The organism is Staphylococcus microti (assembly GCF_000934465.1).
Classification (GTDB): domain Bacteria; phylum Bacillota; class Bacilli; order Staphylococcales; family Staphylococcaceae; genus Staphylococcus; species Staphylococcus microti.
In genome coordinates, this window is record NZ_JXWY01000063.1 from 15,793 (window position 1) to 40,624 (window position 24,832).

The following is a 24,832-nucleotide window of genomic DNA, read 5'->3' on the forward strand; positions in this document are numbered from 1 at the left end:
CTATTTAAGTATTGCATCATTTCACTTACTAAAGCTTCTGTAAACGTGCAACATAGTCTTTTGATGCAGTTTCCAACGCTTCTTCCGACAAATTAAGTGTACCTGAAACGACAAACGGCTTCTCAAATTCTAAACCTGTCAAATATTTAATCGTTTCAATCGGTCTGAGTAAATCTTCAGTCGTTACTTAGAAACGGCCTTCTTTCGTATAATCCTGTGCACCAGAACCTTGCGTGACAGCTAAAATCACTTTCTTTCCATGTAGCGCATTCCCATTTGAACCATAAGCCCAACCATATTCAAGAACGCGGTCTAACCATTCTTTCATTAATGATGGCGTTGAATACCAATACATAGGAAATTGAAATACAATACGCTCAACATCACTCAGTATTTTTTGTTCATGCGCTACATCAATCTTGCCATCAGGGTATTGTTCGTAAATATCGCGTACATGAATACCTGCATCTTCTGCTGCTTTTGAGAGCGCTTTGTTAACTCGAGAAGTCGCTAAGTTTGGGTGAAATAAAAAAATTGTTGTTTTCATAGTAGTCTCCTTTGATTTCATGTGCAACCATATTCGCTTTAAATGCTTTTACATCATACGTTGCATAGAATAATATATGTCAATCGCATGCCAACACGTTGCTTCGGCAATAACAAGACACGTCATCCCCTGCTATTTTGACGGCGCTACAAAACGCTGAAACATAGATAGATTTGTCTTAAATAAGTAAGCAAAAATCTGTGAATGGCAGTAGGTACTACAACCTTAGGTATTAGCATTGGTTTCGTCATAGTGTCTCTACAAAGCTGATTATATATGTGTAAAAGTGTAGGCATATATTAATCAGCTACTGTCAAACTTCTATTGTCAGTGTTCGCAAAGCACATACACACGTCTCATTTTTAAAAACTTTTGCTTGAATGATCGTTCATTAAGCTTGACCTTCCCAACCACCACGTGTATTGACATTTGAATCAATCGCCAATTGTTCTAATGTTGCCACTTCTTCATCAGTGAGCATTAGATTCGCTGCCTTAGCTGCATCTTCAACTTGTTCTACTGAAGTAACACCTAAAATTGGCGTCGTTCCTTTACCAATTGCCCAAGCTGTTGCTATTTGTGCCGGACGCACTTCATGTTTCTCAGCCATGCTACGTAACGCTGCAATCAAATCTCGTAACGCTGGGAACATAGGATTATACGTTTTACCACGATTAGACGCCGATGGTAAAAGTGTGCTTTCATCATATTTACCCGACAGCGCACCTTGTTCTAAAACCATGTATGAAAAGAACTCTATATCATGCTCTTTACAATAATCTAAAAGACCGTCTTCAATTGAGTTACGATACAAAAGACTAAAGTGATTTTGTACAGCTGATAACTTAATGTTGTGCGGTGTTAAAATTTCTTGAACACGTTTTACTTGTGACAAGTTATGATTAGATACACCGATGCGCCCAATTTTACCCGTTTGAAATGCGTCAACGATGAGTGGTGTCCATCGTTCTACATCTGATGAATTGTGAATCCAATAAATATCAATATAATCTGTCCCTAAGCGTTTAAGAGACCCTTCAAACATGTCAATGACTGGATTTTCTGCCTCTTCATTATATGCACTCGGTGTGAATTTATCTGAAATCACAACTGCTTCACGATCATATGTACTGAGCAACTCACCAACGATGCGTTCTGAATCTCCCATTCCATAGACATATGCTGTATCAAAGATATTCAATCCATTTTTAATTGCATGATCTACTACGGCCTTCAAGTTTGTAGTGTCTAAATTGTTGCCGAAGACCATATCACCGCCGAACATTCCGGCACCCCATGACCACGTTCCAAGTACGATTGCTGATGTTTGTTCTGTCATTTTTGTAAGCTCCTTTTCGTTTATGTTTGTAATTTACCACTTACAGTTAACTATAAGTCAAGCATTTTATAATAAGATTTTGAGTAGCGTGAACGATGAAAAAGAAGTCTAGAAGTACATCCCATTCATTTTTAGATACTTATCAAAAAAGATGTCATGGCAAATGTGCAAATAATGCCATAACACCTCCTCACTACACACGAATAACGTTTAAAAGCAGAAAAACATAGACTGAATCACTTTTTCACTAATTTATCCCCTTTTCTTAAGTAATTTGTGGTATATTCTATCAGTACGTTGTAAAATAAACTTAATATAAATATTAATGTATTCATGAATATACAAACTAACTATATTCATGAATACATTGTATATTTAAGGTTTTAACGATTTTTAAGGCGTGTTCTATTTTCATACTTATTCAGTCACCTTGTTACTTTCGTTAGATAAATCGTTAATGATGCCTTTTACTTATTGTGTGCGATGACATGATTGTACACATATCCGTTTCAAATGAATGATGAAAGAGTGACTGACATTGAAAAAATCATACCTTTTCCTAAAGTGGGTTAAAATTTTATGTGCTGCATTTTTTGTTGCCGCAATTGTATATTTTCCAGTTTTTAGACGTTATTTTGAATATACTTCCGTTTATTGTGGTGCTTATGACGGTACGAAACAATTAATACCTTTTCAAATATTTTTATATGACCGTATCTCTCACTTGTCATCTTTGTATGATATTGGTCTTGGCTTAGGTGGCGATTACTTCACAGACCTTGTATATTACTACGCAACTTCGCCCATCATGTATATCAACTTTTTATGTATTAAAGTGTTAGAAACATTAAGTGATATCGATCCTTCAAACATTGATTTTTGGGCTGCAAATCTGATGATTGTTGCTTATTTTAAATGTGTGCTTACGTTTTTAGCGATTTACGGGATGTTAAAAATGTTTGATCTTAAAAATCCATATCGTTTTCTAGGTGCGATGCTTTATAGCGCGTCAACTATTCTTTATTTTTTCAACTTTTTATGGTCATTTTTTGGTGATGTTTTAATTTATTTGCCGCTTTCTATTTGGGGAATGGAACGTTTCTTTAAAACACGAAAAATCGGCTTATTTATCTTGGCAATTTCGTTGACACTCTTTTCTAATTTTTACTTTAGTTACTACGAAGTGATCGCATTAACTATTTATCTTATATATCGCATGATTGCCAGTCATCCAGATGATATTGTCACACGTTGGAAAAAGCTTTGGCTGTTGTGCCCTACACTATTGATTAGTATGTGTATCGCATCTTTTGGCTTTTTTACAGGTGTTTATTCATTTTTAAATAATGACCGTAAGCTCAATCATTTTCATGTTCCGAGATTACTTGATGTGACACTCTATAACCATATCTTTTCAAATGACTATTATTTTACAATTTCATTTATTGTATTAGTAGCACTCTTTTCATTTAAGCTTTATCGCTACTATTATTATCGTCTGTTTGCCATTTTCACATGGCTGTTACTTATCGGTACATTATCACCTTATACGGATAGCTTATTCAATGGCTTATCGTATCCTGAAAGACGTTGGGGTTATTTATTAGTGTTTTCATCAAGTATACTCATTGCGTTGTGGTTAAAACATGTTACGGAATTAACGTGGCGTGAGTACTTAATATCGTTGTTACCACTCATTCCATTTGCTTTACTAACATTTTGGTTTGCTGGCGGACGTATGTGGTGGATGATTGCAACGGCTTTAATATTATATATCATGGCATTCTTTAGATTCCCTCAGCAGTCTATACCGAAATGGTGTCTAAGATTGGTTGTATGTCTTTTTGTGTTACAACAATTTGTGATGTTGCTCAATTACCATACCAATAACATTGTTTCCCATGTACCTAGTTTAAAAAACTTAGATACGCCATACTATCATAGTACGAAATTGCAAAAAACATTTGATGAGATTACGGAACAACGCGGACCTTTTGCACGCATTGACTATATCGACTATCTTGGCACACATCCTGTTAACTCAAATATGATATATGATTTTAATGGCCTATCACTTTATTCAAGTATTTTTGATGGGACGATATTAAACTACTATGACAATATCATGCAAATTAACACAGGATATGACAGTAACAGTACGTATCGCTCACTCGGACATCGTGCGAATTTATATGCGCTTTGGGGTGTAACGGATCGTATCGCAATCATACCTGATAAGACGACACCTTATGGTATGAAGACGCTAAGAAAAATTAAAGATGAAGAAAGAACTTGGACTTATAGCCGAAATATGATGCATTATCCAGCAGCGCATTTGACGTCAAAAGTTTACAATGCCAAAGATTTAAAATCACCTTTAGACCGTGAACAAGCTTATCTCCAAGGGGTTGTGTTAGACGGTGTCAAAGGCAATACTTCATTTAAAGCAAACCCGAATCTTATCGACGATGCCGAAATCACACCTCGCCGTGCAACATATAAAGGCAATCGTCTTGTCGTTCAAAAGGATGATGGTGGTTTAAACATTTCAATGCCTTTAGATGATGGGCAATATGAAGATTACTACTTAGAAATGGATGTTGAATTATTGAAACCTGACATTCAACATTACATTAAAGTAGATGGTTTCCAACAACATCGCGTGTCATTGAGCTATAAATACAAGCGTTTCGTCACACCGATAACAATACGTGTTCCCGCAAAAGAAACGATGCGCATCAAGCTTTTAAAAGGGACTTATCGTTTAAAAATTAAAGGCATCTATGGCGAAGATTATACGACACTTCACAAAGCGCAAAAAGATGTGACACCTGTTAAAGTGACAAAAACAAACAGTGATTTTCGTATCGAAATGAAGCCAAAGAAAAAGTCATACCTTGTATTGCCAATACCATATCGTGAAGGCTTGAAAGCAGAAGTAAATGGTGAAGCGAGACCCGTCAAAAAAGGCAATGGTTTGCAAACAATTATTCCTGTTAACAAAGGGGATAAAAAGCTAATCCTCTATTACGAGTTACCATATTGGCGTCTCTATTTTGTTCTAACGCTTATTGGTATTGTTGGCGCATTTGTTTATCGTTGGTGGTTACGCGAAAAAGTGAATTAACATACATTATAAAAAGGCAACGAAGATTTTGAAGTCAATCATCGTTGCCTTTTTATAAATAAGATGGTTTAAGTTCTGTTTAGAAATATATTAGAACGGGAACAATGGGATTGTCATATTTTTCATTACAGAGTGAGCGGTTGATTTCCTACACTTAAAAGTATCATGCGATTTTATTGCAGTTAAAAGTTATAATGTATTTGTAATTATATGACACCAAATACTAGATATTTATTCATATTAATATTTCACGCTTTTCTCCTTGATTTATGTTATATTTTATCAGTAGGTTGTATACGATGTGACATACGACCCAATTTTTTATATTAAATGAAAGTAGGCATTCATGATGATGCAATCTGATCGTCTTTTTGAAATTATTCGTTTTATTATTGTTGGTGGCTTAAATACTGTCAACTACTACATTGTGTATTTAATCTTGTTACATTTATTCCATGTACAATATTTAATCAGTCACCTCGTTGGCTTTGCTGTAGCATTTGTTATTTCTTACTACTTGAACTGCTATTTCGTCTATAAAGTGAAACCAACACTTAAGAAATTTTTAGCATTTCCACTTACTCAAGTTGTAAATATGGGCGTACAAACGTTGCTCATTTATCTTTTTGTTGATTTTCTTCATTTCAACGAATCGATTGCACCTTTTGTTGGACTGATCGTTACAATACCAATCACGTATGTGCTATCTAAATTTATACTGACAAAATAACGGTACACATACACGTTTCAAATGATTTAAGAAAGAGTGTGACTGTAAGTGAAAAGAAATTATCCTTACCTTAAATGGTTCAAAATAGTGTGCGTTGCCATGTTTGTCGGCGCACTCGTTTATCTTCCAGTATTATATCGCTATTCCGCACATGGTGTTATTTATAGTGGTGCTGGTGATGGTTTTAAACAAATGATGCCATTCCAACTGTTTCTCTATGATCGAATGTCCAATTTATCATCCTTCTATGATATTGCCCTAGGATTAGGTGGGGACTACTTCACGGATTTATCTTATTACTACACAACTTCTCCGATTATGTATGCGAACTTTTTATGTGTGAAACTCATTGAAACTTTTAGTCATTTTGATCCAACGCATATTGATTTTTGGCCAGGTAATCAAATTGTTGTTGCGTACGTAAAATGTGTCCTAACCTTCCTAGCAACTTATGGCATGTTTAAAATGTTGAACCTTAAAAATCCTTATCGCTTTTTAGGTGCGATGCTTTATAGTACATCGACCATTCTATATTATTTCAATTTTACATGGTCTTTTTTTGGAGATATTATGTTGTACTTACCACTCTCTATTTGGGGTATGGAACGTTTCTTCAAAACACGTAAAATTGGATTATTTATTGTTGCGATTGCATTAACTTTGTTTTCCAACTTCTATTTTAGTTATTATGAAACAATCGCATTAGGTGTTTATTTAATTTATCGTATGATTTATACGCATCCAGATGATGTCATTACACGTTGGAAAAAATTATGGTTACTGATTCCAGCGGTGTTAATCAGTTTTTGTATTGCGTCACTTGGCTTTTTAACAGGTGTGCGTTCATTTGCGAATAACGATCGTAAACTGAACGATTTTGATATTCCTGCACTGATTGATTTCTCACAAAAATACCATATCTTTTCAAACGGTTTTTATTTTACGATTACGTTTATCGCATTAGTGGCACTGTTTTCCTTTAAACTCTATCGCCACTACTATTATCGTTTGTTTGCAATTTTTACTTGGCTTATGCTTATTGGCGCATTAACGCCGTACTTTGACAGCTTATTCAATGGCTTTTCGTATCCACAAAGACGTTGGGGGTATTTGCTAGTATTATCAACGAGTGTGCTGATGGCATTGTGGTTAAAACATCTGACCGAATTAACTTGGCGTGATTATCTCATTTCATTGTTACCACTTATTCCATTAGCTATTGTCACACTGTTCTTTTCATCTGGACGTATGTGGTGGATGATTGCGAGTGCATTAATATTATGTATCGCCGCATACTTTATTTATCGTCAAACAACGCTGTCCAAAAAAGTTATATATCTCATTATTGGGCTGTTCATCATACAACAGTACGTATTGTTATTAAACTATCATTCCAACAATATGTTACGTCATGAAGCAGGTATATCAACGTTACACGCACCGAAATATCATAGCGCCCCACTTCAAGAAACGATTGATGCCATTACCGAGCGACAAGCACCCTTTGAGCGTATTGATTATATGAGTACCTATGCCATTAATTCAAATATGATTTATCACTTTAATGGCGTTGCACTGTATTCGAGTATTTTTGATGGAGAAATTTTGGACTACTACGACAATCTCATGCAAATTAATATGGAATATGATAGTAACAGTACGTATCGTCTACTTGGTAACCGTGCCAACTTATATGCGTTATGGGGTGTTTCGGATCGTATTAAAAAAGGAAACGATCCATCTATCCCTTATGGTATGGTTGTTCAAAATAAAATTAAAGATAACCATATAAAATGGACACACAGTCGAAATACGTTCAACTACCCTGCAGCACACCTAACTTCTAAAGTGTATGATGCGAAAGATTTAAAATCACCTTTAGATCGTGAACATGCCATGTTACAAGGTGTTGTTGTTGATGGCGAGAAAAGTAATACTGCGTTTCAAGCTAACCCTAATTTAATGAAATCAGCTGAAATCACACCACGTGATGCAACGCAAAATGGTCAAAAACTGACCGTTACAAAAAATTTAGGTGGATTAGATATTAAGATGCCTAAAGATTCGTTAGCACGTTACAAAGATTATTACTTAGAGATGGATGTCGAACTTTTGAATCCAGACAAACCGCACTATTTAAAAGTGGATGACTTCCATCAACGTCGTACGATGCTTAGCTACAAATACAAACGCTTTGTAACACCTGTCACTATCCGTGTACCAGTGCGAGAACCGATGCAACTCAAACTGAAAAAAGGCACATATCGTGTCAAGATTAAAGGGATTTATGGCGAAGATTATTCAACATTAGAACAAGCACAAAAAGATGTAACGCCCGTTAAAGTAACAAAAACACGACGTCACCTACGTGTCGACATGCATCCAACCCAAAAGTCATACCTTGTACTACCCATGCCATACCGTGATGGTTTGAAAGCAGAAGTAGACGGTAAAGAAATACCTGTGAAACAAGGCAATGGCATACAAACAGTTATTCCTGTTAACAAAGGTGATGAGAAACTGATTCTCCGTTATGAATTACCTTATTGGCACGTCTATATTGCATTAACGATTTTTGGACTTATCAGTGCCTTTATTTATCGCTGGTGGTTACGTCGGAAATTTTAAAAGTAAAAAGCAACGGTCTTCACTTTTTCAAGTGCCGTTGCTTTTTTGTGGGAGCGGGACAGAAAGTTTATTTTTACAAAAAGCTTTCGTCGTCCCGCCCGGCAAGGGTGACTAGAAGTGAAAAAAGTTTTTTAAACGTATTTTCACTTCAGACACCTACTGCCAATGAGTGCTGTTTCCCTAATATTATCCTATCCCGATTGGATAATATTATTTTTTTCTTACGATACTTTTAATGAGATAAAAGATTTGCGTTAGGCCAATAGCAGTCAATATGATGATGATTAAGTTTACTAAGATTTGCCACCAATAGTCTGAAGGTAAGTATGAGAATAGTAAACATGATGGAATAAAAAAGATCAGGTCTAAAATGCCTATGTCCTTAAGATTTTCATCTAAGTGATTGTTTTTATTCATCTATCAAACCTCTTTTCTAAATTTAACTTATTATTTTACAAGCTTGTCTATTGGCAAAACCAAGTGCAGGTCTAAATCTTTTGATTACATGTATTGGTTACCATAAGAACTAGAAACTAAAATGAATAAATGATTTCTTCATATGAATTCGTCTTTTTTAAACTCTACCCTTAAATGACATCAAAAAAACCGCCCTAACATATGATAATCACATGCTAAGACGGTTTATATCAAAATTGAACTATTTATGTTATTGAACGTTTATCACGAAAGTCTCCGATATTTAGCACTTCTGTCTGACTAAAATAATCTTTTTGATTGGTCATATACGCCTCAAAAAAGTCGGTTTCTAAATTCAATAAATGTACTAAGAAATTAGGTCGAATATGAAAAGTATGCCATATATCATCAACAGTCACGACTTCTTTATCTAATACAAATTTCAAAAGCGCACGTACTTTTCCTGGTTTGATCGGAACGATTTCATCATCTAGCGGTTCAAATGTTTTGTACCCTTTTTTACTCAGTTGTCCCCAGAAGTATCTATTTTCTTGATACGTCATCAAACCGAGTTCATACGCCCTCATTTCCATAGCTGCAATGGATACTAAGTATTTACGCTTCAAGTCAATATAATAGTCTGGATTCGATTTTCTTGCCAAATTCAAAAAATCATTTGTAAATTCGGCTTCTGGTAATAAAAATGCTGACGCAAATAAATGCGCTTCTTTCTCTATTATTTTCAAATCGGAGGTGCTTAAAATATCCATATCTACGTCATCATGTAACAATAAATGCCCTAACTCATGCGCTAAATCAAAGTTTCTTCTAACTGCTGATTTTTTGGCACTTCCTAAAACAATATATAGACGCCCATCGTTTGTCACAGTACTATAAGCATCAATGTCAGTACCTAAATGTTTTTCAACAATATAAATACCACTTTTCTCCAGCGTATACATCAAATCTTTATTATCTTCTAAAGCAAGCGATGTTCTGGCATATTCAGCAATCCGTTTGATGATTTCATTTCTATCATCATTCGTTTTTTGTATCATACGCAAAGTTGTTTCTCTAACTGCTCGAATAGGTGTTTTTGGCATAACCAAACGTTGTTCAAAGAAATGAATATAGTAATCCACAAAGTTTACAAAGGTCAATTCTAACTTTGTCTTTTTTCTAGATTCTCTATCTCGTGCTCTATAAGCGACTTTTTCTTCAGACACTTTTTGAACGACATATTCTGACGAGAAAAAATATTTGGACGCTACATTAAATAAATGGCTTAATTCATTTAAGACATCAATACGAGGAAGTATTGAGTCGTTTTCATATTGCCACACAGCTTGTTCAGTGATATTTAACTGATCTGCGAGCTCTTTTCTGGAGAGTCCATTTAACTTACGGACATTGCTGAGCTTTTCTCCATAAAACATCAATGTCATCACAACTTTCTTTTATTTCGGCTCTTAGTTAGAATCTTTTTGATCTTCAGCAGCAATCTCATAACCAAATAATTGATTATCATCTACAAATGTACTTGCTGGAACTTTATCATTTTTCACCACATCAAGTTCATCCAATGTAATTCTAGAGGTACTCTCCTCTATGAGATGTGTTAAATCTGCAACTTCAATCAAACGCATATTCTGTTGATCAGGCAGTGTTAATGCAATTTTACTAATCATTTTAGATTGTGCATCAAATTCATACACAACTACATAAAATCGATTATAGTGTTTTAAATTTTGATCATCAATACTTTTCTCAAATTCCTCTTCTTCTGACAAGCGAAACTCTAATTGTACACTTCTGTTTGCTGGCAATGTTTTTAAAGATTTACTATTAACAATTGAGTTATTTATACCTGCATACTCATATAAATAACCTTCTTTTTTTGTTTTTATCAATTTTTCCATTGAATGTTCTATCAATTCCCCAACTATTCTTAACAATAAAGAGAAAGCTTTCTTGAGCGTGTTTTAAAGTAAATTGAACATACTCCCACGTATAGCCTGCTTTATCTACTTTATATGAAACACCTTCAAATTCAGAACATGCTTTAGCTACATATGTATCAATAATATTTGCCTTTGACCATGAAAATCCTGTACTTACTATATATTTTTCTTTTTTAGCACGGCGTTCTTCAAGATATTCTTTATAGCCATTCAAAATCCCATCTACAATCAATTGGTTCAACTCAGTTGGTAGTGAAAACTCGTTCATAATAATCCCATCCTTTTAACCTATTGTTTGAGATTAATTATACTTCATTCTCTAAAAAAAGAAAGTATTTTTTTATATTTTTTTAAAGTGAGTTTCAGAAGCGACTTAGATTGCTTTCATATTTAACACATCATAAATAATAAGTTATGCAACGTATATAAGCATATTATATGCTCGTTGTTTTAATTCTGTGATATTCATTGTTTGAGATAGCAAAATAGATTACAGTTCATTAGTAGATACCATCTTTGTGGGGTTTTTAACATATTTATTCAACCTAAAAAACCGCCCTAACATATGATAATCACATGCTAAGACGGCTTTATTATCAGTGTCGACCGTTAATGGGACAACTGGATTAACGAATTTCTTGGATACGTGCTGCTTTACCACGTAAGCTACGTAGGTAGTAAAGTTTCGCACGACGTACTTTACCACGGCGTTTCACTTCGATTTTCTCGATTTTTGGTGTGTGTACTGGGAATGTACGTTCAACACCAACACCTGAAGAAATTTTACGAACTGTGAAAGTTTCTGAAATACCGCCACCACGACGTTTGATTACAACACCTTCGAATACTTGGATACGTTCGCGAGTTCCTTCGACGATACGTACGTGTACACGTAAAGTGTCACCCGGACGGAATGATGGGATATCATCACGTAATTGTGATTGTGTTACTGCTTCGATTAATTTGTGGTTTGTCATTATTTATTCTCTCCTTCAAACTATGTTCTTGCCTCGACAATAAATAGCAGCGGATCATAGTGTTATTTGTGCTTTCACACTTAAAATATAGTAGCATACATCGTATTATAATTCAATCATCTTTTGAAACGTTCGATTATTTTTTTATCTTCTTCAGTCAGTGGATACGTTTCTAATAAATCTGGGCGTTTCTGAAATGTTCGATACAATGCTTGTTCGTATCGCCATTTTTCAATATGTGCGTGATTCCCTGATAACAACACATCAGGTACGTCATGTCCTTCAAATGATCTTGGGCGTGTATATTGTGGATATTCAAGCAAGCCACTTGAGAACGAGTCGTCTTCGTGTGACACTTGGTTGCCTAACACATCTGGTAACAGGCGTACGACAGCGTCTGTCATAACCATGGCTGGCAACTCACCACCTGTTAGCACGTAGTCGCCCACTGATACTTCATCCGTCACGAGATGTTCACGTATACGCTCATCGTAGCCTTCATAGTGACCGCAAATAAAGACTAAGTGCTCCGCTTCGGCTAACGACTCGGCTAACTTTTGGTTAAACGGTTGCCCTTGTGGTGTCATTAAAATAACCCGTGTCTCTGGTGTTGTCTCAACATCACGCATCGCATTAAAAATGGGTTCTGGTTTTAGTACCATACCTTGACCGCCACCGAATGGATAGTCATCCACCTGATTATGCTTGTTGTTCGCATAATCTCTAAAGTTAACGGTGCGTGTCGTCAACTGCCCTTTGTCACGTGCACGTTTTAAAATAGACTGGTTTAAGACACCTTCAAACATTTCTGGAAATAGTGTTAAATAGTCAATTCTCATTCACTTAACAATCCTTCCATCGGTGTGATGACGATTTTACGCGCGTCAACATCAACAGATTGGACAACATCTGCAATGTACGGAATCAAATGTTCTTTTTCGCCTTTGACGACCCATACATCATTTGCCCCTGTTTCAAATATTTCTGTGACACGACCAATCGCTTCGTCTCCGTTAAACACGGTACAGCCAATAATGTCTGAGTAATAAAATTCATTTTCTTCTAGCGTAATTGCTTCATGATCGCGTTCTTGTGTTAATTTTGCGCCTTTTAAATGTTCAATATCATTAATATTATGAATGCCTTCAAACGTTAACATATGCAAGCCTTTGTGCATACGATAGCTTCTGACTGTTAACTCAGTCGTCTTACCATTTAATGTCGCTTGAAGTACTTCGCCTGGCTGAAAACGAACATCTGTAAAGTCTGAGTTTGACTTCACTTTCACTTCGCCTTTGATGCCGTGTGTATTTACAATTGTGCCGACTTCAATCTTCACAACGATGACCTCCTTACTTGTGTTGCTATGCGCTCTAATAAAAACAGTGAGACAAAACCTGCTTTTGATTTGTCCCACTGTAACGTGTTGTTCGTATTATTTTGAACGTTTTTGTTCATCAAATGTTTTTAAGATACCTTCACGTGATAAGATGTTGTGAACTGTATCAGTTGGTTTCGCACCGTCTTTTAACCATTTTAAAGCTAATGCTTCGTCGATTTTTACTTCTGGTGCATTTACTGCTGATGGGTTGTAAGTACCGATTTGTTCGATGATACGACCGTCACGTGGTGAACGTGCATCAGCTACTACGATACGGTAGAATGGATTTCTTTTTGAACCTAAACGTGTTAAACGAATTTTTACTGCCATTTATAATTCTCTCCTTCAAAGTCATAAGTTTTGTTATCTACAAGAAACAATAATAACAGGTAACAGACACTTTGTAAAGAGAAAATACTTTACCTTTTATTTTTTCTTATACAAACTGCTAGATACACGTGTTAAAACGGCAAGTTCATACCTTTTAACATGTTTTGAAGTTGACCTTGACGACCTTTTTTGCCTTTGCCGCCACCTGTAAATTGTTTCATCATTTTTTTCATATCATTAAATTGTTTCAATAAGCGATTCACTTCTTGTAATGAACGACCTGATCCTTTTGCAATACGTCTTTTTCTTGAAACGTTTAGCTTTTCTGGATGTTCACGCTCATCTAATGTCATGGATTGGATAATTGCTTTAATATGGTCGATCTGTTTGTCGCTCATATTCAATTGATCCAAGCCTTTTACTTTGTTCATACCTGGAATCATTTTCATAATGTCATCCAACGGTCCTAAGTTTTTCACTTGATCGAGTTGTTCTAAAAAGTCATCGAGTGTAAATGACGATGTACGCATTTTTTTCTCGAGGTCTTTTGCTTTTTCTTCATCGACATCTTGTTGTGCTTTTTCGATTAAGCTTAAAACATCGCCCATACCTAAAATACGAGATGCCATACGCTCTGGGTGGAATAATTCTAAACCGTCCAGCTTTTCACTCATACCGACAAACTTGATTGGTTTTTGCGTTACGGCGCGAATTGAGAGTGCTGCACCACCACGTGTATCCCCGTCAAGTTTTGTTAATGTAACACCTGTCACATCGAGTTGTTGGTCAAATGATTCTGCAACATTTACGGCATCTTGACCTGTCATCGCATCGACAACAAGCATAATTTCATTCGGCTTCGCAATTTCTTTCACTTCTTGCAGTTCGCCCATTAACGCTTCATCAATGTGTAAACGACCTGCTGTATCGATAATGACAAAGTCTAAATGTTCTTCTTTTGCATGTTTTAACGCATTTTCAACGATTTGTTGCGGTTTGACTTGATCGCCCTCTGTGTAGACAGGGATGTCAATTTGCTTACCAACTGTTTGCAATTGTTTAATCGCAGCTGGACGATAAATATCTGCAGCAACGAGCAACGGTTTTTTATTATATTTTTTACGCATTAATAATGCTAACTTACCCACTGTTGTTGTTTTACCTGCCCCTTGCAAACCGACCATCATCACAACAGTTGGTGGCTTCTTCGCCATAGTAATCGCACTATTGTCGCCACCCATCAGTGTTGTCAATTCTTCTTGTACAATTTTAATCACTTGTTGTCCCGGTGTTAATGATTTCATAACATCCGAGCCGAGTGCACGATCTGAAACTGTTTTGACAAAGTTTTTTACGACTTTAAAGTTAACGTCCGCTTCAAGTAATGCAAGACGTACTTCGCGCATCATTGTTTTGATGTCAGCTTCAGTCACTTTACCCTTACCTTTGATTTTCTGCATTGTCGCTTGTAAACGATCGGATAATCCTTCAAACGCCATAAAGTGACCCTCCTTATTCTAATTCTTCCAATTCTTGTATATAACGATTCAATGTTTCTGGTTCATCTATATGTTCACGCATCGCACGATAAAGTTCTTGTCGGCGCGTGAAACGACGGTATAACCCGAGCTTTTCTTCATAATCTTCTACAAGCTCGCCCGTTCTTCTTATGTTATCATACACGGCTTGGCGACTCACATCAAATGTATCTGCAATTTCACTTAATGCGTAGTCTTCCAAATAGTATAAACGCAAATAATTACGTTGTTTCTCAGTGAGTAATGATTGATAAAAATCATACAAGTAGTTCATGCGTAACGTTTTAATTAAATCATTCTCTTTCATCTGTTGACGCCTCGTCTGCTTGTTGCGCGTCATCCGCAACGTTCTCTTCAATCATATCTGCAAATAAACCATAGACGTAGCTTTCTGCATTAAATGGTTGTAAGTCGTCCAACTGTTCGCCCAGTCCAACATATTTTACTGGAATGTGCATTTCGTTACGGATGGCTAATACGATACCACCTTTAGCTGTACCGTCAAGTTTCGTTAAAACGATCCCTGTCACATCTGTAACTTCTTTAAATGCTCTTGCTTGTGCTAAAGCGTTTTGTCCTGTTGTTGCATCAAGACATAATAACACTTCATGCGGTGCTTCTGGTAATGCACGACCAATGACACGTTTGACTTTTTCAAGTTCGTTCATCAAGTTTTGCTTATTTTGTAAACGACCCGCTGTATCACAAATTAAAATATCGACACCTTTGTTTTTCGCTGCGTTCATCGCATCATACATGACAGCTGCTGGATCTGCACCTTCACCTTGGCGGATGACTTCTACACCGACACGTTCGCCCCATACTTCAAGCTGATCAATCGCACCGGCACGGAATGTATCACCGGCTGCTAACATCACTTTTTTACCTTGTGCTTTATAGCGGTGTGCCAATTTACCGATAGTTGTCGTTTTACCAACACCGTTAACACCGACCATTAAAATAACGTTTAAGCGGCCATCTTGAATGTCCATCTCTTCTGATTTGTCATCTTCTTGATGATAAATTTCAACGATTTTTTCAACAATTGCCTCACGAAGGTCGACTGTTTCTGTAATGTTGCGACGTTTCGCTTCCATGCGTAGTTCATCAACAAGCTCCATTACAGTGTTAAAACCAACGTCTGCTTGAATTAACATTTCTTCCAATGCCTCGAAGAAATCTTCATCTACTTTACGATAATGTGCAAGTAAATTATTAAGTTGGTTTTGGAAGTTTTCTCGTGATTTTTCAAGTCCATCACGGAATTTCGCCCCAATTTTTTGTGACTCAAGTTCTTCAAATTCTTCAATCGAAATTAAATCATCGTCAAAATCTTGATTCGACCAATCTGGTTCTGTTGTTTGTTTCGGTTGTGGTTGTGTTTCTGCTTCACCATGCTGTATGTCATCTTCTGAAGGCGACGTCGGTTGCGTTTCCGTCGCCTCTTCTTTGTGCGTTACTTCTTCAGATTTTGCAAACTTATCTTTTAATCGTTTAAAAAAGCTCATGTTACTCTTGCTCCTCCTTCATCACTTCATCAATTGTATTCAAATTCACACTGACTAGTTTTGAAACACCTAGCTCTTGCATCGTCACACCATACAATCTATCACACATCTCCATTGTACCTTTTCGATGGGTAATAACGATAAATTGTGTCGCTTCAGATAATGTTTTTAAATACGACGCATAACGTATCACGTTCGCTTCATCAAGTGCCGCTTCCACTTCATCCAAAATAACAAACGGTGCAGAGCGCACTTTTAACATTGCAAATAATAGCGCAATGGCACTCAACGCACGTTCGCCACCGCTAAGCAGTGACAAATGCTGTAATTTCTTCCCTGGTGGTTGCACTTTAATGTCCACACCGGCTGTTAAATAGTCATTCTCCGTCAAAATAAGTTCCGCTTGTCCACCACCAAAAAGTGTTTGGAACACTTCTGAAAAATGACCTTGAATGGCATGGAACGTCTCACTGAAACGTGCGACTACTTCTTGATCCATCTCATCAATTAGCTGCTCAAGCGTCGTCTTCGCTTCACGCAAATCATCTCGTTGCTCGCTCAAGAACGTAAAACGTGTATTCACTTCTTCATACTGCGCAACCGCGTTCATATTCACCGGACCCAGTTCATCAATCGACATCTGTGTGAGCTTCACTTTTTGTCTTAGCGCTTCAATATCTTGTTCGCCAAGTGGGTACGTTGCCGCTGCATGTTCGTATGTCATGTGGTAGCGAGACGACAAGTGATCCAATGCGTGATCAATCAAGACGTCTAAACGTGATTGCGCCCCTTTGATCTCTTGATATTGATTTTCGAGTGCTAGAATGTGTTGGTGCGTCTCTTCTAACGCATGCTCATTCGTTTCAATCAATTGTTCTATCGACTGACGTTTCGTACGCAACACATCTTGTTCTTCAACCAACGCTACTTTTTGTTGTTGCGCTGTATCAATTGTTGTTTGCAAGTTCGTTAACGTTGATTCGTCATTCACTTCATCAGAGTTAACCAATGCCAATTGTGCTTCCAACTTCTGTTGTTGTTCCGCAAGTTGTTTAAGTGTCTGTTGTAAGCGGTCCTCCGATTGACGTTGTGTACGAAGGCGTTCATTAACCACTGCCAAGTCAGATTGTTTCTGATGCAGCTGCTGTTGGCAATCTGCCAATTGCGCCTTACCTTCCTTACTCTCGGTCGTCAATTGTTTAATTTGCATATCCAGTGATTCAAGTTGTTTCGCAATGTCAGCTTTACGTTGTTCATGCGCTTCAAGTGTTGCTTGACCTTTATCACTTTGATAGCCGTCATTTTTTTCAAACTCAAACGCTTCATGTTCATTTTTCAGACGTTCTACCACTTCATTGTAACGATCATGTTCTAAGTCCAAGTCATGTAACGCATGTTTCAAGTGATTGTATTGTTGTTGCAACTTAACATATTCATCACTCAGTTGCGTTTGCTCATCTTTCTTAGCCATACAAAACTGCTCTAGTTCTTGCGTTTTGGCTTGATAGTCTGCCAGTTGTGCCTCGAGTTGTTGCACTTCGTCTTTTTGACGTAACAATGATTGGCGTTGTGCCGTACCACCGCCGGTCATTGAGCCACCCGGATTCACAACATCTCCGTCTAGCGTCACAATACGTACCTTATAACCAATACTTTGTGCCACTTCATTGGCGTGTTTCAGTTCATCCACAATCAAAATACGGCCTAACAAATGATCAATCACATGCTGATACGTTTTGTCAGTCTTAACAACATCATTGGCGACCGCAATAAATCCAGGGTGTTGCTGTGCCTTTTGAATCAAATAAGCATCTATATGTTTTGCTTGAATGACCGATAACGGTAAAAATGTCGCACGTCCTAGTCGTTTCGTTTTTAAATATTGAATCGCTTGGCGTGCTGCTGCTTCGTCTGTTGCAATGACGTGTTGCATGCTCGCACCTAACGCTGTTTCAATCGCTATCGTATACTGTGATGGCACATCAATTTTTTGTGCGACTGCACCGTGAATGTCTTTCAATGTGTCCGTTGCTTTTAGTACGGCTTTTACACCTTGATAGAAAAAGCTAAGGTCATCTTCTCGCAACTTCATACCTTCAATACGTGACTTCAACTTATCGTTGTAGCGATACGCTTGATGCAATTTTTCTTCAGATTCTGACTGAACTTGCTTCACATCTGTCAACGCTTGTTCCGTTTCTTTACTGCGTGTTGTGACACTATCCAATTGTTGCTGTTTCTCATGTTGCTCTGTTTCAATACGCTTCAGTTGTTGCGTCGCTTCTTCCATTTTGGCATACGCCTCTGTCATGCGTGAGTCCAAACGCGATTGCTTCTTTTGATGTTCGGCTAACGTGCGTGATAAAAAGCGAATTTCGTTATTAATATCTGATTGCTCAGTCATCAATTGATAGTACTGATCTTTCAGTTGTTCAACATCTTCATCGGTTGCCGATTGTGCTTGATGCAATGCTGTTTCTAACGTTTGTACTTCTTGTGTCAAAGCTTGTTTTTGCTTTTTCAATGCAGCATATTGTGCTTGTACTTCCGCCAACTCTTCTTGCGCTTTTGTCTGTTGCGCTAAAATATCTGCTTGTTCTTCTTCAATACGCGCATTCGTTTGTGATTGGTTTTTTTGACGTTCTTCAATTAAATGATATTGCCCTGTTAGTTTTTCAACTTGTTCCGTCGCTTCAATAAGCTGTGCATTCAGTTGTTCTAACTGCCCATCAACTTCAAAGCGTTCACCTTTCGTCGTTTTAATCGTTCGCGTAATATGATTCTTTTTACTTTGTACCCGTTCTTGCTCGCTTTTCAGCTTGTTCAATTCATCATCATGCTGTGCAATTTGTGTTTTATACGTATCAATATCATGCACTGTGACACAAACATCACTTTCTTGCAATATTTCAGACAGCGTCTCATATTCTTTTGCAATAGCAGCCTCTTCTTTTAAAGGCTCTACACGCTCTTCTAAGTCACTTAAAATATCTTCTACACGTGTTAAATTATCTTCCGTTTGCTGAAGCTTATCGAGTGACGCCGCTTTACGTTTTTTATATTTCAATACACCTGCAGATTCTTCGATAATTTGTCGACGATCGACCGGCTTTGCATTCAGTACTTCATCCACACGTCCTTGCGAAATAATGCTAAATGCTTCTTTACCTAATCCAGAATCTAAAAATAGTTCAGTAATATCTTTTAAACGTTGCTGTTCATTATTTAAGTAATACGCACTTTCCCCACTACGATACAGTCTACGTGTTACAACCACTTCATCTGTATCAACGTTTAACAATCGCTTTTTATTATCTAGCTTCAGTTGTACTTCAGCATAGTTTTGCGCATTGCGATGTTTTGCACCCGAGAAAATAATGTCCTCCATTTTACTTCCACGCAACGAACGGGCCGATTGCTCACCAAGTACCCATTTGATTGCATCAGTAATGTTACTTTTCCCACTACCGTTTGGGCCGACAATCGCCGTCACACCTTTATCAAATTGGATTTGCGTTGGCTCAGCAAAAGATTTAAAACCGTATGCATCAATAGACTTTAAATACACCATACTTTACTCCTTATTCGTCATTTTTACATAGGCCTGTTCTGCTGCCTTTTGTTCTGATTCTTTCTTCGTTCTACCTTGACCAAGCGCAATCGCTTTATTGTCGAGTAACACTTCGGATGTGAATTGCTTGTTGTGTGCTGGACCTTCTTCCTTCACAACTCGATACGTTAACTGCCCTAAATGATACTGATGAATGTATTCTTGTAATTTCGTTTTAAAATCAACAACACCCATTAATGTATCGCCTTCGATATACGGGAAGATAACGCGTTCTGCAAACTGGCGCACAACATCTAACCCTTGATCTAAATAAAGGGCCCCTACAAACGCTTCAAACGCATCCGATACAAGTGCCGGACGTGTTCGACCGCCTGTTTTTTCTTCGCCATTACCTAATAAAATAAGCGGATTCATATTGATATTCGTCGCAAATATTACAAGTGAGGGTTCACACACAATTGTCGCACGCATTTTCGTCAAATTCCCCTCCGGCAGATGAGGATATTGATCGTATAAGTAGCGTGATACCGTCAATTCTAATACCGCGTCGCCTAAAAACTCTAAACGCTCATTGTGCATTAATCGTGCCATATTAAAATCATTAATAAAGCTAGAATGCGAAAAAGCTTGTTGATAAATATCAATATTATCATAAGGTAATCCAAGTTCTTTCATTTTTCGGTCAAACTTTTCTCTAAAATCATTAACTAATGTCGCTTTGTTTACTTTAGCCACATACAACGCCTCCTTTATTGTGCTGTACTTATTTTTCTATCTATCGCTATGTAAACGAGAGTAATCACTCAAATTAAATATATTAGTAAAAAATCTGAGCCGACAAGATCGGCTCAGATGAAAATAATTATTTTTCAAGTGTATTAATGAAATTAACAGCGTCGCCTACTGTATTGATTTTTTCTGCTTCCTCATCCGGAATTTCTGTACCGAATTCGTCTTCTAATTCCATTACTAATTCTGCAATGTCAAGAGAGTCTGCACCTAAATCATCTTTGAATGATGCACCTTCAGTGACCTTATCAGCATCTACGCCTAAACGGTCAACGATGATGTCTTTTACTTTATCGAAGTTTTCCACAGTCTGTCACCTCCTTTAAAAGTTCAAGGATTGCCCTTGGTCGACTGTAGTGATACGCATAAGTTATCATACTCGACTGTTATATTTTGCCATGATATAGCCAGAAATACAACCCACTACACCATTTGTTAAAACACAAGGCACTTCCTTTATATTATAGCATGGTTCACGCTATATGAAAGCATTATTCCATGTGCATTCCACCGTTTACGTGAATCGTTTGACCAGTGATATAACTTGCATTGTCTGACGCTAAAAAGGCAACCGTATGTGCGATGTCTGTATCTTGACCGAAACGACCAAGTGGAATTTGCCCTTTCATCGTTTCTTTTAACTCATCGCTCAATGCGTCCGTCATATCAGAAACGATAAAGCCCGGTGCAACAGCATTCACTGTAATGTTACGTGATGCAAGTTCACGCGCAGCCGTTTTTGTCATACCGATAACGCCCGCTTTTGATGCTACATAGTTAATTTGTCCAGGGTTACCGACTGCACCAACAACACTCGTTAAGTTAATAATACGACCGTGACGTTGTTTCAACATTTGTGGTGTTACTTTTTGAATACAGTTGAACACACCTTTTAAGTTTGTGTCGACAACATCATCCCATTCATGTTCTTTCATACGCATTAATAAGTTGTCACGAGTAATACCCGCATTGTTTACAAGAACATCAATAGAGCCAAAAGTTTTTACAACGTCTTTAATCATTGCTTTTACTTCGTCACCGTTCGCAACGTTTGCTTGGATTGCCATACTTTCTAAACCTTTTGCTTGAATCTCAGCAACTACAGCTTCTGCTTTCTCTTTGTTACCTGCATAGTTTACTACTACGTTATAGCCTTCGTCAGCTAATTGTAATGCGATACTACGGCCAATACCACGTGACGCGCCCGTTACTAGTGCTACTTTAGTCATTCGTCATCCATTCCTTTACGTCTTCGAGTGTTTGAATCGAAGTTATTTGAACATCTCTATTAATTTTCTTAACAAGCCCGGATAAAACTTTGTTTGGACCAATTTCTACAAAGTGTGTTACACCTTGGTCAATCAACCATTCAATTGAGTCGATAAATTGTACAGGTGAGTAAAGTTGTTTAATCATATGTTGCTTAATTGTTTCCGCTGATGTTTCACCTTGTGCATGATAATTTTGTACGACAGGTACTTGTGCATCATGCCATTCAAATTGGTCAATGTATGCGGCAAAGTCGTCTTCAATGACTTGCATCATTGACGCGTGGAACGGGCCAGATACTTGTAATGGTAAGACACGTTTCGCACCTAAAGCTTTCCCGTTTTCTACGAGTTGTGCAATCGCTGTCGCATGACCCGATACGACGATTTGACCAGGACAGTTAATATTTGCCGGTTCAACAATCGCATCTTCCGTCGAAATTTCTGCACAAATCGCACGTACTTCATCAAGTGACAAGCCAAGTACAGCCGCCATGCTACCTACACCACTTGGAAAAGCTTGCGCCATTAACTCACCACGACGGCGAACGATTTTGATCGCATCTTCAAATTTCAAAACACCATTTGCTACAAGACTTGAATATTCGCCGAGACTATGACCAATTACATAATCCGCAGTCGGCTGCCCCATTGCTGTGTAAAGTGCGGCACTATGCGCCAACAAAGCAGGTTGTGTATTTTCAGTTTGGCCTAAAACACCTTGTGGATCTTCAAACATCGTTTCAAGGAGATCGAAGTCAACGTTCGCTTGAGCTGAATCAAGCAAAGCTTTCGCAGCGGCATCATCTGTGTAAAGATCATGTGCCATGCCTAGTTTTTGAGCCCCTTGTCCCGGAAACATAAAAGCAATTTTACTCACTCTGTTCACCTACCATTTCACGCATATTTTCTACAATTTGTGTTTCACAAGCGGTTTTAGCTTGACGTATCGCTGAATAAAACGCTTTAGCACTTGAGCTACCGTGGGCTTTTACAACGACACCGTCTAGACCGAGTAGTACAGAACCACCGTATTCAGAGTAATCCAGTTGTTTCGCAATACCTTTAAGGTCTTTCTTCATTATCAATGCTGCGAGCTTGTTTTTCATGCTTGATAACAAGTCATTTTTTAGGATTTTACCGAATGACTTCGCAACACCTTCTAAATTTTTCAAAATCATGTTGCCTGTAAAACCATCTGTAACGATAACATCCGCTTCATCTTCCATAATAGATTTCGCTTCAATATTACCGACAAAGTTAAATTGTTGCGTATCTTTCATTAATTTAAAAGCTGCTTTCGTTAAACTATTTCCTTTTTGATCTTCAGTACCGATATTTAATAACGCGACTTTAGGATTTTCTATACCGCGTAATTTTTTCGCATAAACATGTCCTAACACCGCATTTTGATACAAATGTTCCGCTTTGGCATCTGCATTCGCACCAAGATCTAAAAGGACGACACCTTTCCCGCTAACGCTCGGTATTGTCGCCACAAGTGCTGGTCTCGCAACGCCCGGTAAACGTCCGACAACGAATAATCCCGCTGACATCAATGCACCGGTATTACCTGCTGAGACACACCCTTGTGCTTCGCCATTTTTTACAGCTTCAGCCGCACGTACCATGGAACTATCCTTTTTACGTTTAATCGCACGTACGGGCTCGTCTTCCATCGTAATCATTTCTGTCGTTGGACGGAATGTAATACGTGGGTGATTTAATGTATATTGTGCTTCATCGCCAAATAAAAGAATTTCTAAGTCTTCAAAATCATTCACCGCTTTTTCAACTGCTTCTAAAACGATTTGCGGTGCATCGTCGCCACCCATCATATCTACAGCTATTTTTACCATCTTATTCATCCTCACTTATATAGTACATTTTGAATAATCCTTCAAAAACTTTGGCTTCTCCTACATAGGAAATAACCGTCATTTCATAATATTTGTCATCATGATATTCCACTTTTGCTTCTGCCACGACACTATCTCCTAAATGTACTGGCTTTACAAAGTGAATATGACTTTCTTTCGTGAGCACAAAACCGTGCTTAACCATCGCCACGCAGAGTGAATTTGCCTGTGCAAACACGATATGTCCACGTGCGATATTATTACGTGTAAAAACATCTTGAGGTGATATCGTTAACAAAGACTTGGCAGAACGATTAGGTTCTAACGCTACAATATCACCGATGATATCTTGATTTTCAAGTGAACTGATCTGTTCGTATTGCTCAGTCGCTACACGCTTCACACGTTCACGTAACTCTGGAATATGTAGTTGATTACGATCAAGTCGAATCGTTTGAATGCTGACATCATACATCTCACTCAATGCTTGATCGGTTATAAATGGATTTTGTTGAATCGTCTGTTCTATTAACTTACGTCTTTCATTTTTATTTCTTTTCACTTCATCGCCACCAATATTTAGTACCAAGTCTTAATTGGTTCTTGTACATTTTAACATGTTCTTTCCTATCTTCAAAATAATTTAATGTTTGATACGACGCTATTTTTAAGACATTTATTGCCACGAATGCCACTCGGTAAAAAGCATATAAACTGCCACCACGATAAAAAGGGGGCACTACAATAACAGTAATTAAAGTGGACCCCATGTCAAGGACACTTAAAAAAAAGACCATTAACTAAATAATTAACTCCCACTATGATGGTGTCATAGGAGGAGTTAAGGCAATGTGAGCCTGTA

Annotated in this window: 23 protein-coding genes; 3 read left to right on the forward strand and 20 right to left on the reverse strand. The window is 37.5% G+C overall.

Annotated features, from left to right (window positions below; genetic code table 11):
* Positions 1–187 precede the first annotated feature (187 nt).
* Together TP70_RS08515 and TP70_RS08520 are read right to left on the reverse strand one after the other, a co-directional pair.
* Positions 188–547: an NAD(P)H-dependent oxidoreductase gene (locus TP70_RS08515; protein WP_206168158.1), complete on the reverse strand. Its 360-nt coding sequence runs from the start codon at positions 545–547 to the stop codon at positions 188–190.
* Positions 548–938: 391 nt separating this feature from the next.
* Positions 939–1,886: an aldo/keto reductase gene (locus TP70_RS08520; protein WP_044360983.1), complete on the reverse strand. Its 948-nt coding sequence runs from the start codon at positions 1,884–1,886 to the stop codon at positions 939–941.
* 538 nt (positions 1,887–2,424) lie between these two features.
* Between TP70_RS08520 and TP70_RS08525 the strand changes: the two genes are divergently transcribed.
* The 3 genes from TP70_RS08525 to TP70_RS08535 all read left to right on the forward strand — a co-directional run bounded on the left by TP70_RS08525 (position 2,425) and on the right by TP70_RS08535 (position 8,371).
* Positions 2,425–5,013: a YfhO family protein gene (locus TP70_RS08525; protein WP_240626969.1), complete on the forward strand. Its 2,589-nt coding sequence runs from the start codon at positions 2,425–2,427 to the stop codon at positions 5,011–5,013.
* 349 nt (positions 5,014–5,362) lie between these two features.
* Positions 5,363–5,743, forward strand: coding sequence for a GtrA family protein (locus tag TP70_RS08530; RefSeq protein WP_044360985.1), 381 nt, complete (start codon positions 5,363–5,365; stop codon positions 5,741–5,743).
* Positions 5,744–5,791: 48 nt separating this feature from the next.
* Complete coding sequence (locus TP70_RS08535) at positions 5,792–8,371, forward strand: YfhO family protein (protein ID WP_338091857.1); 2,580 nt, start codon at positions 5,792–5,794, stop codon at positions 8,369–8,371.
* Between the two features lie 210 nt (positions 8,372–8,581).
* On the opposite strand, the gene TP70_RS12740 is transcribed toward TP70_RS08535, so the two are convergent.
* The 18 genes from TP70_RS12740 to fapR form a co-directional block, all read right to left on the reverse strand.
* Complete coding sequence (locus TP70_RS12740) at positions 8,582–8,788, reverse strand: DUF6007 family protein (protein ID WP_044360987.1); 207 nt, start codon at positions 8,786–8,788, stop codon at positions 8,582–8,584.
* 245 nt (positions 8,789–9,033) lie between these two features.
* Positions 9,034–10,224, reverse strand: coding sequence for a spr1629 family repressor/antitoxin (locus TP70_RS08545; protein WP_044361016.1), 1,191 nt, complete (start codon positions 10,222–10,224; stop codon positions 9,034–9,036).
* A gap of 33 nt (positions 10,225–10,257) precedes the next feature.
* Positions 10,258–10,707 carry a hypothetical protein gene (locus TP70_RS08550; protein ID WP_044360989.1) on the reverse strand — a complete coding sequence of 150 codons (450 nt, stop codon included), beginning with the start codon at positions 10,705–10,707 and terminating at the stop codon, positions 10,258–10,260.
* Positions 10,664–11,017 (reverse strand): spr1630 family ClpXP-sensitive toxin, encoded by a 354-nt coding sequence (locus TP70_RS08555; RefSeq protein ID WP_044360990.1) that lies wholly within the window; start codon positions 11,015–11,017, stop codon positions 10,664–10,666. The genes TP70_RS08550 and TP70_RS08555 overlap by 44 nt, the downstream gene beginning before the upstream one ends.
* 358 nt (positions 11,018–11,375) lie before the next feature.
* The gene (gene rplS, locus TP70_RS08560) at positions 11,376–11,726 is read right to left on the reverse strand and encodes a 50S ribosomal protein L19 (protein WP_044360991.1); all 351 of its coding nucleotides are present in this window, start codon (positions 11,724–11,726) and stop codon (positions 11,376–11,378) included.
* A 116-nt stretch (positions 11,727–11,842) separates the two neighbouring features.
* Positions 11,843–12,565, reverse strand: coding sequence for a tRNA (guanosine(37)-N1)-methyltransferase TrmD (gene trmD / locus TP70_RS08565; protein ID WP_044360992.1), 723 nt, complete (start codon positions 12,563–12,565; stop codon positions 11,843–11,845).
* The gene (rimM, locus tag TP70_RS08570) at positions 12,562–13,065 is read right to left on the reverse strand and encodes a ribosome maturation factor RimM (protein ID WP_044360993.1); all 504 of its coding nucleotides are present in this window, start codon (positions 13,063–13,065) and stop codon (positions 12,562–12,564) included. Before rimM ends, trmD begins: the two co-directional genes overlap by 4 nt.
* A gap of 96 nt (positions 13,066–13,161) precedes the next feature.
* Positions 13,162–13,437 (reverse strand): 30S ribosomal protein S16, encoded by a 276-nt coding sequence (gene rpsP, locus TP70_RS08575; protein WP_044360994.1) that lies wholly within the window; start codon positions 13,435–13,437, stop codon positions 13,162–13,164.
* 131 nt (positions 13,438–13,568) lie between these two features.
* Entirely contained in the window at positions 13,569–14,936 is a 1,368-nt protein-coding gene (gene ffh / locus TP70_RS08580; RefSeq protein ID WP_044360996.1) for a signal recognition particle protein, read from the reverse strand.
* 13 nt (positions 14,937–14,949) lie between these two features.
* The gene (locus tag TP70_RS08585; protein WP_044360997.1) at positions 14,950–15,282 is read right to left on the reverse strand and encodes a putative DNA-binding protein; all 333 of its coding nucleotides are present in this window, start codon (positions 15,280–15,282) and stop codon (positions 14,950–14,952) included.
* Entirely contained in the window at positions 15,269–16,483 is a 1,215-nt protein-coding gene (gene ftsY, locus TP70_RS08590) for a signal recognition particle-docking protein FtsY (RefSeq protein WP_044360998.1), read from the reverse strand. Before ftsY ends, TP70_RS08585 begins: the two co-directional genes overlap by 14 nt.
* Position 16,484: 1 nt before the next feature.
* Positions 16,485–20,054 carry a chromosome segregation protein SMC gene (gene smc / locus TP70_RS08595; protein ID WP_044361000.1) on the reverse strand — a complete coding sequence of 1,190 codons (3,570 nt, stop codon included), beginning with the start codon at positions 20,052–20,054 and terminating at the stop codon, positions 16,485–16,487.
* Between the two features lie 3 nt (positions 20,055–20,057).
* On the reverse strand, positions 20,058–20,729 hold the full coding sequence (gene rnc, locus TP70_RS08600; RefSeq protein WP_044361018.1) for a ribonuclease III: 672 nt from the start codon (positions 20,727–20,729) through the stop codon (positions 20,058–20,060).
* A gap of 187 nt (positions 20,730–20,916) precedes the next feature.
* Positions 20,917–21,150, reverse strand: a complete 234-nt coding sequence (locus tag TP70_RS08605) for an acyl carrier protein (RefSeq protein ID WP_044361001.1) — start codon at positions 21,148–21,150, stop codon at positions 20,917–20,919.
* A 184-nt stretch (positions 21,151–21,334) separates the two neighbouring features.
* On the reverse strand, positions 21,335–22,072 hold the full coding sequence (gene fabG, locus TP70_RS08610) for a 3-oxoacyl-[acyl-carrier-protein] reductase (protein WP_044361002.1): 738 nt from the start codon (positions 22,070–22,072) through the stop codon (positions 21,335–21,337).
* On the reverse strand, positions 22,065–22,991 hold the full coding sequence (gene fabD / locus TP70_RS08615; RefSeq protein ID WP_044361003.1) for an ACP S-malonyltransferase: 927 nt from the start codon (positions 22,989–22,991) through the stop codon (positions 22,065–22,067). Before fabD ends, fabG begins: the two co-directional genes overlap by 8 nt.
* Positions 22,984–23,970 carry a phosphate acyltransferase PlsX gene (gene plsX / locus TP70_RS08620; protein ID WP_044361005.1) on the reverse strand — a complete coding sequence of 329 codons (987 nt, stop codon included), beginning with the start codon at positions 23,968–23,970 and terminating at the stop codon, positions 22,984–22,986. The genes fabD and plsX overlap by 8 nt, the downstream gene beginning before the upstream one ends.
* Before the next feature lies 1 nt (position 23,971).
* Positions 23,972–24,532: a transcription factor FapR gene (gene fapR, locus TP70_RS08625; RefSeq protein WP_044361006.1), complete on the reverse strand. Its 561-nt coding sequence runs from the start codon at positions 24,530–24,532 to the stop codon at positions 23,972–23,974.
* Between the last annotated feature and the right edge of the window lie 300 nt (positions 24,533–24,832).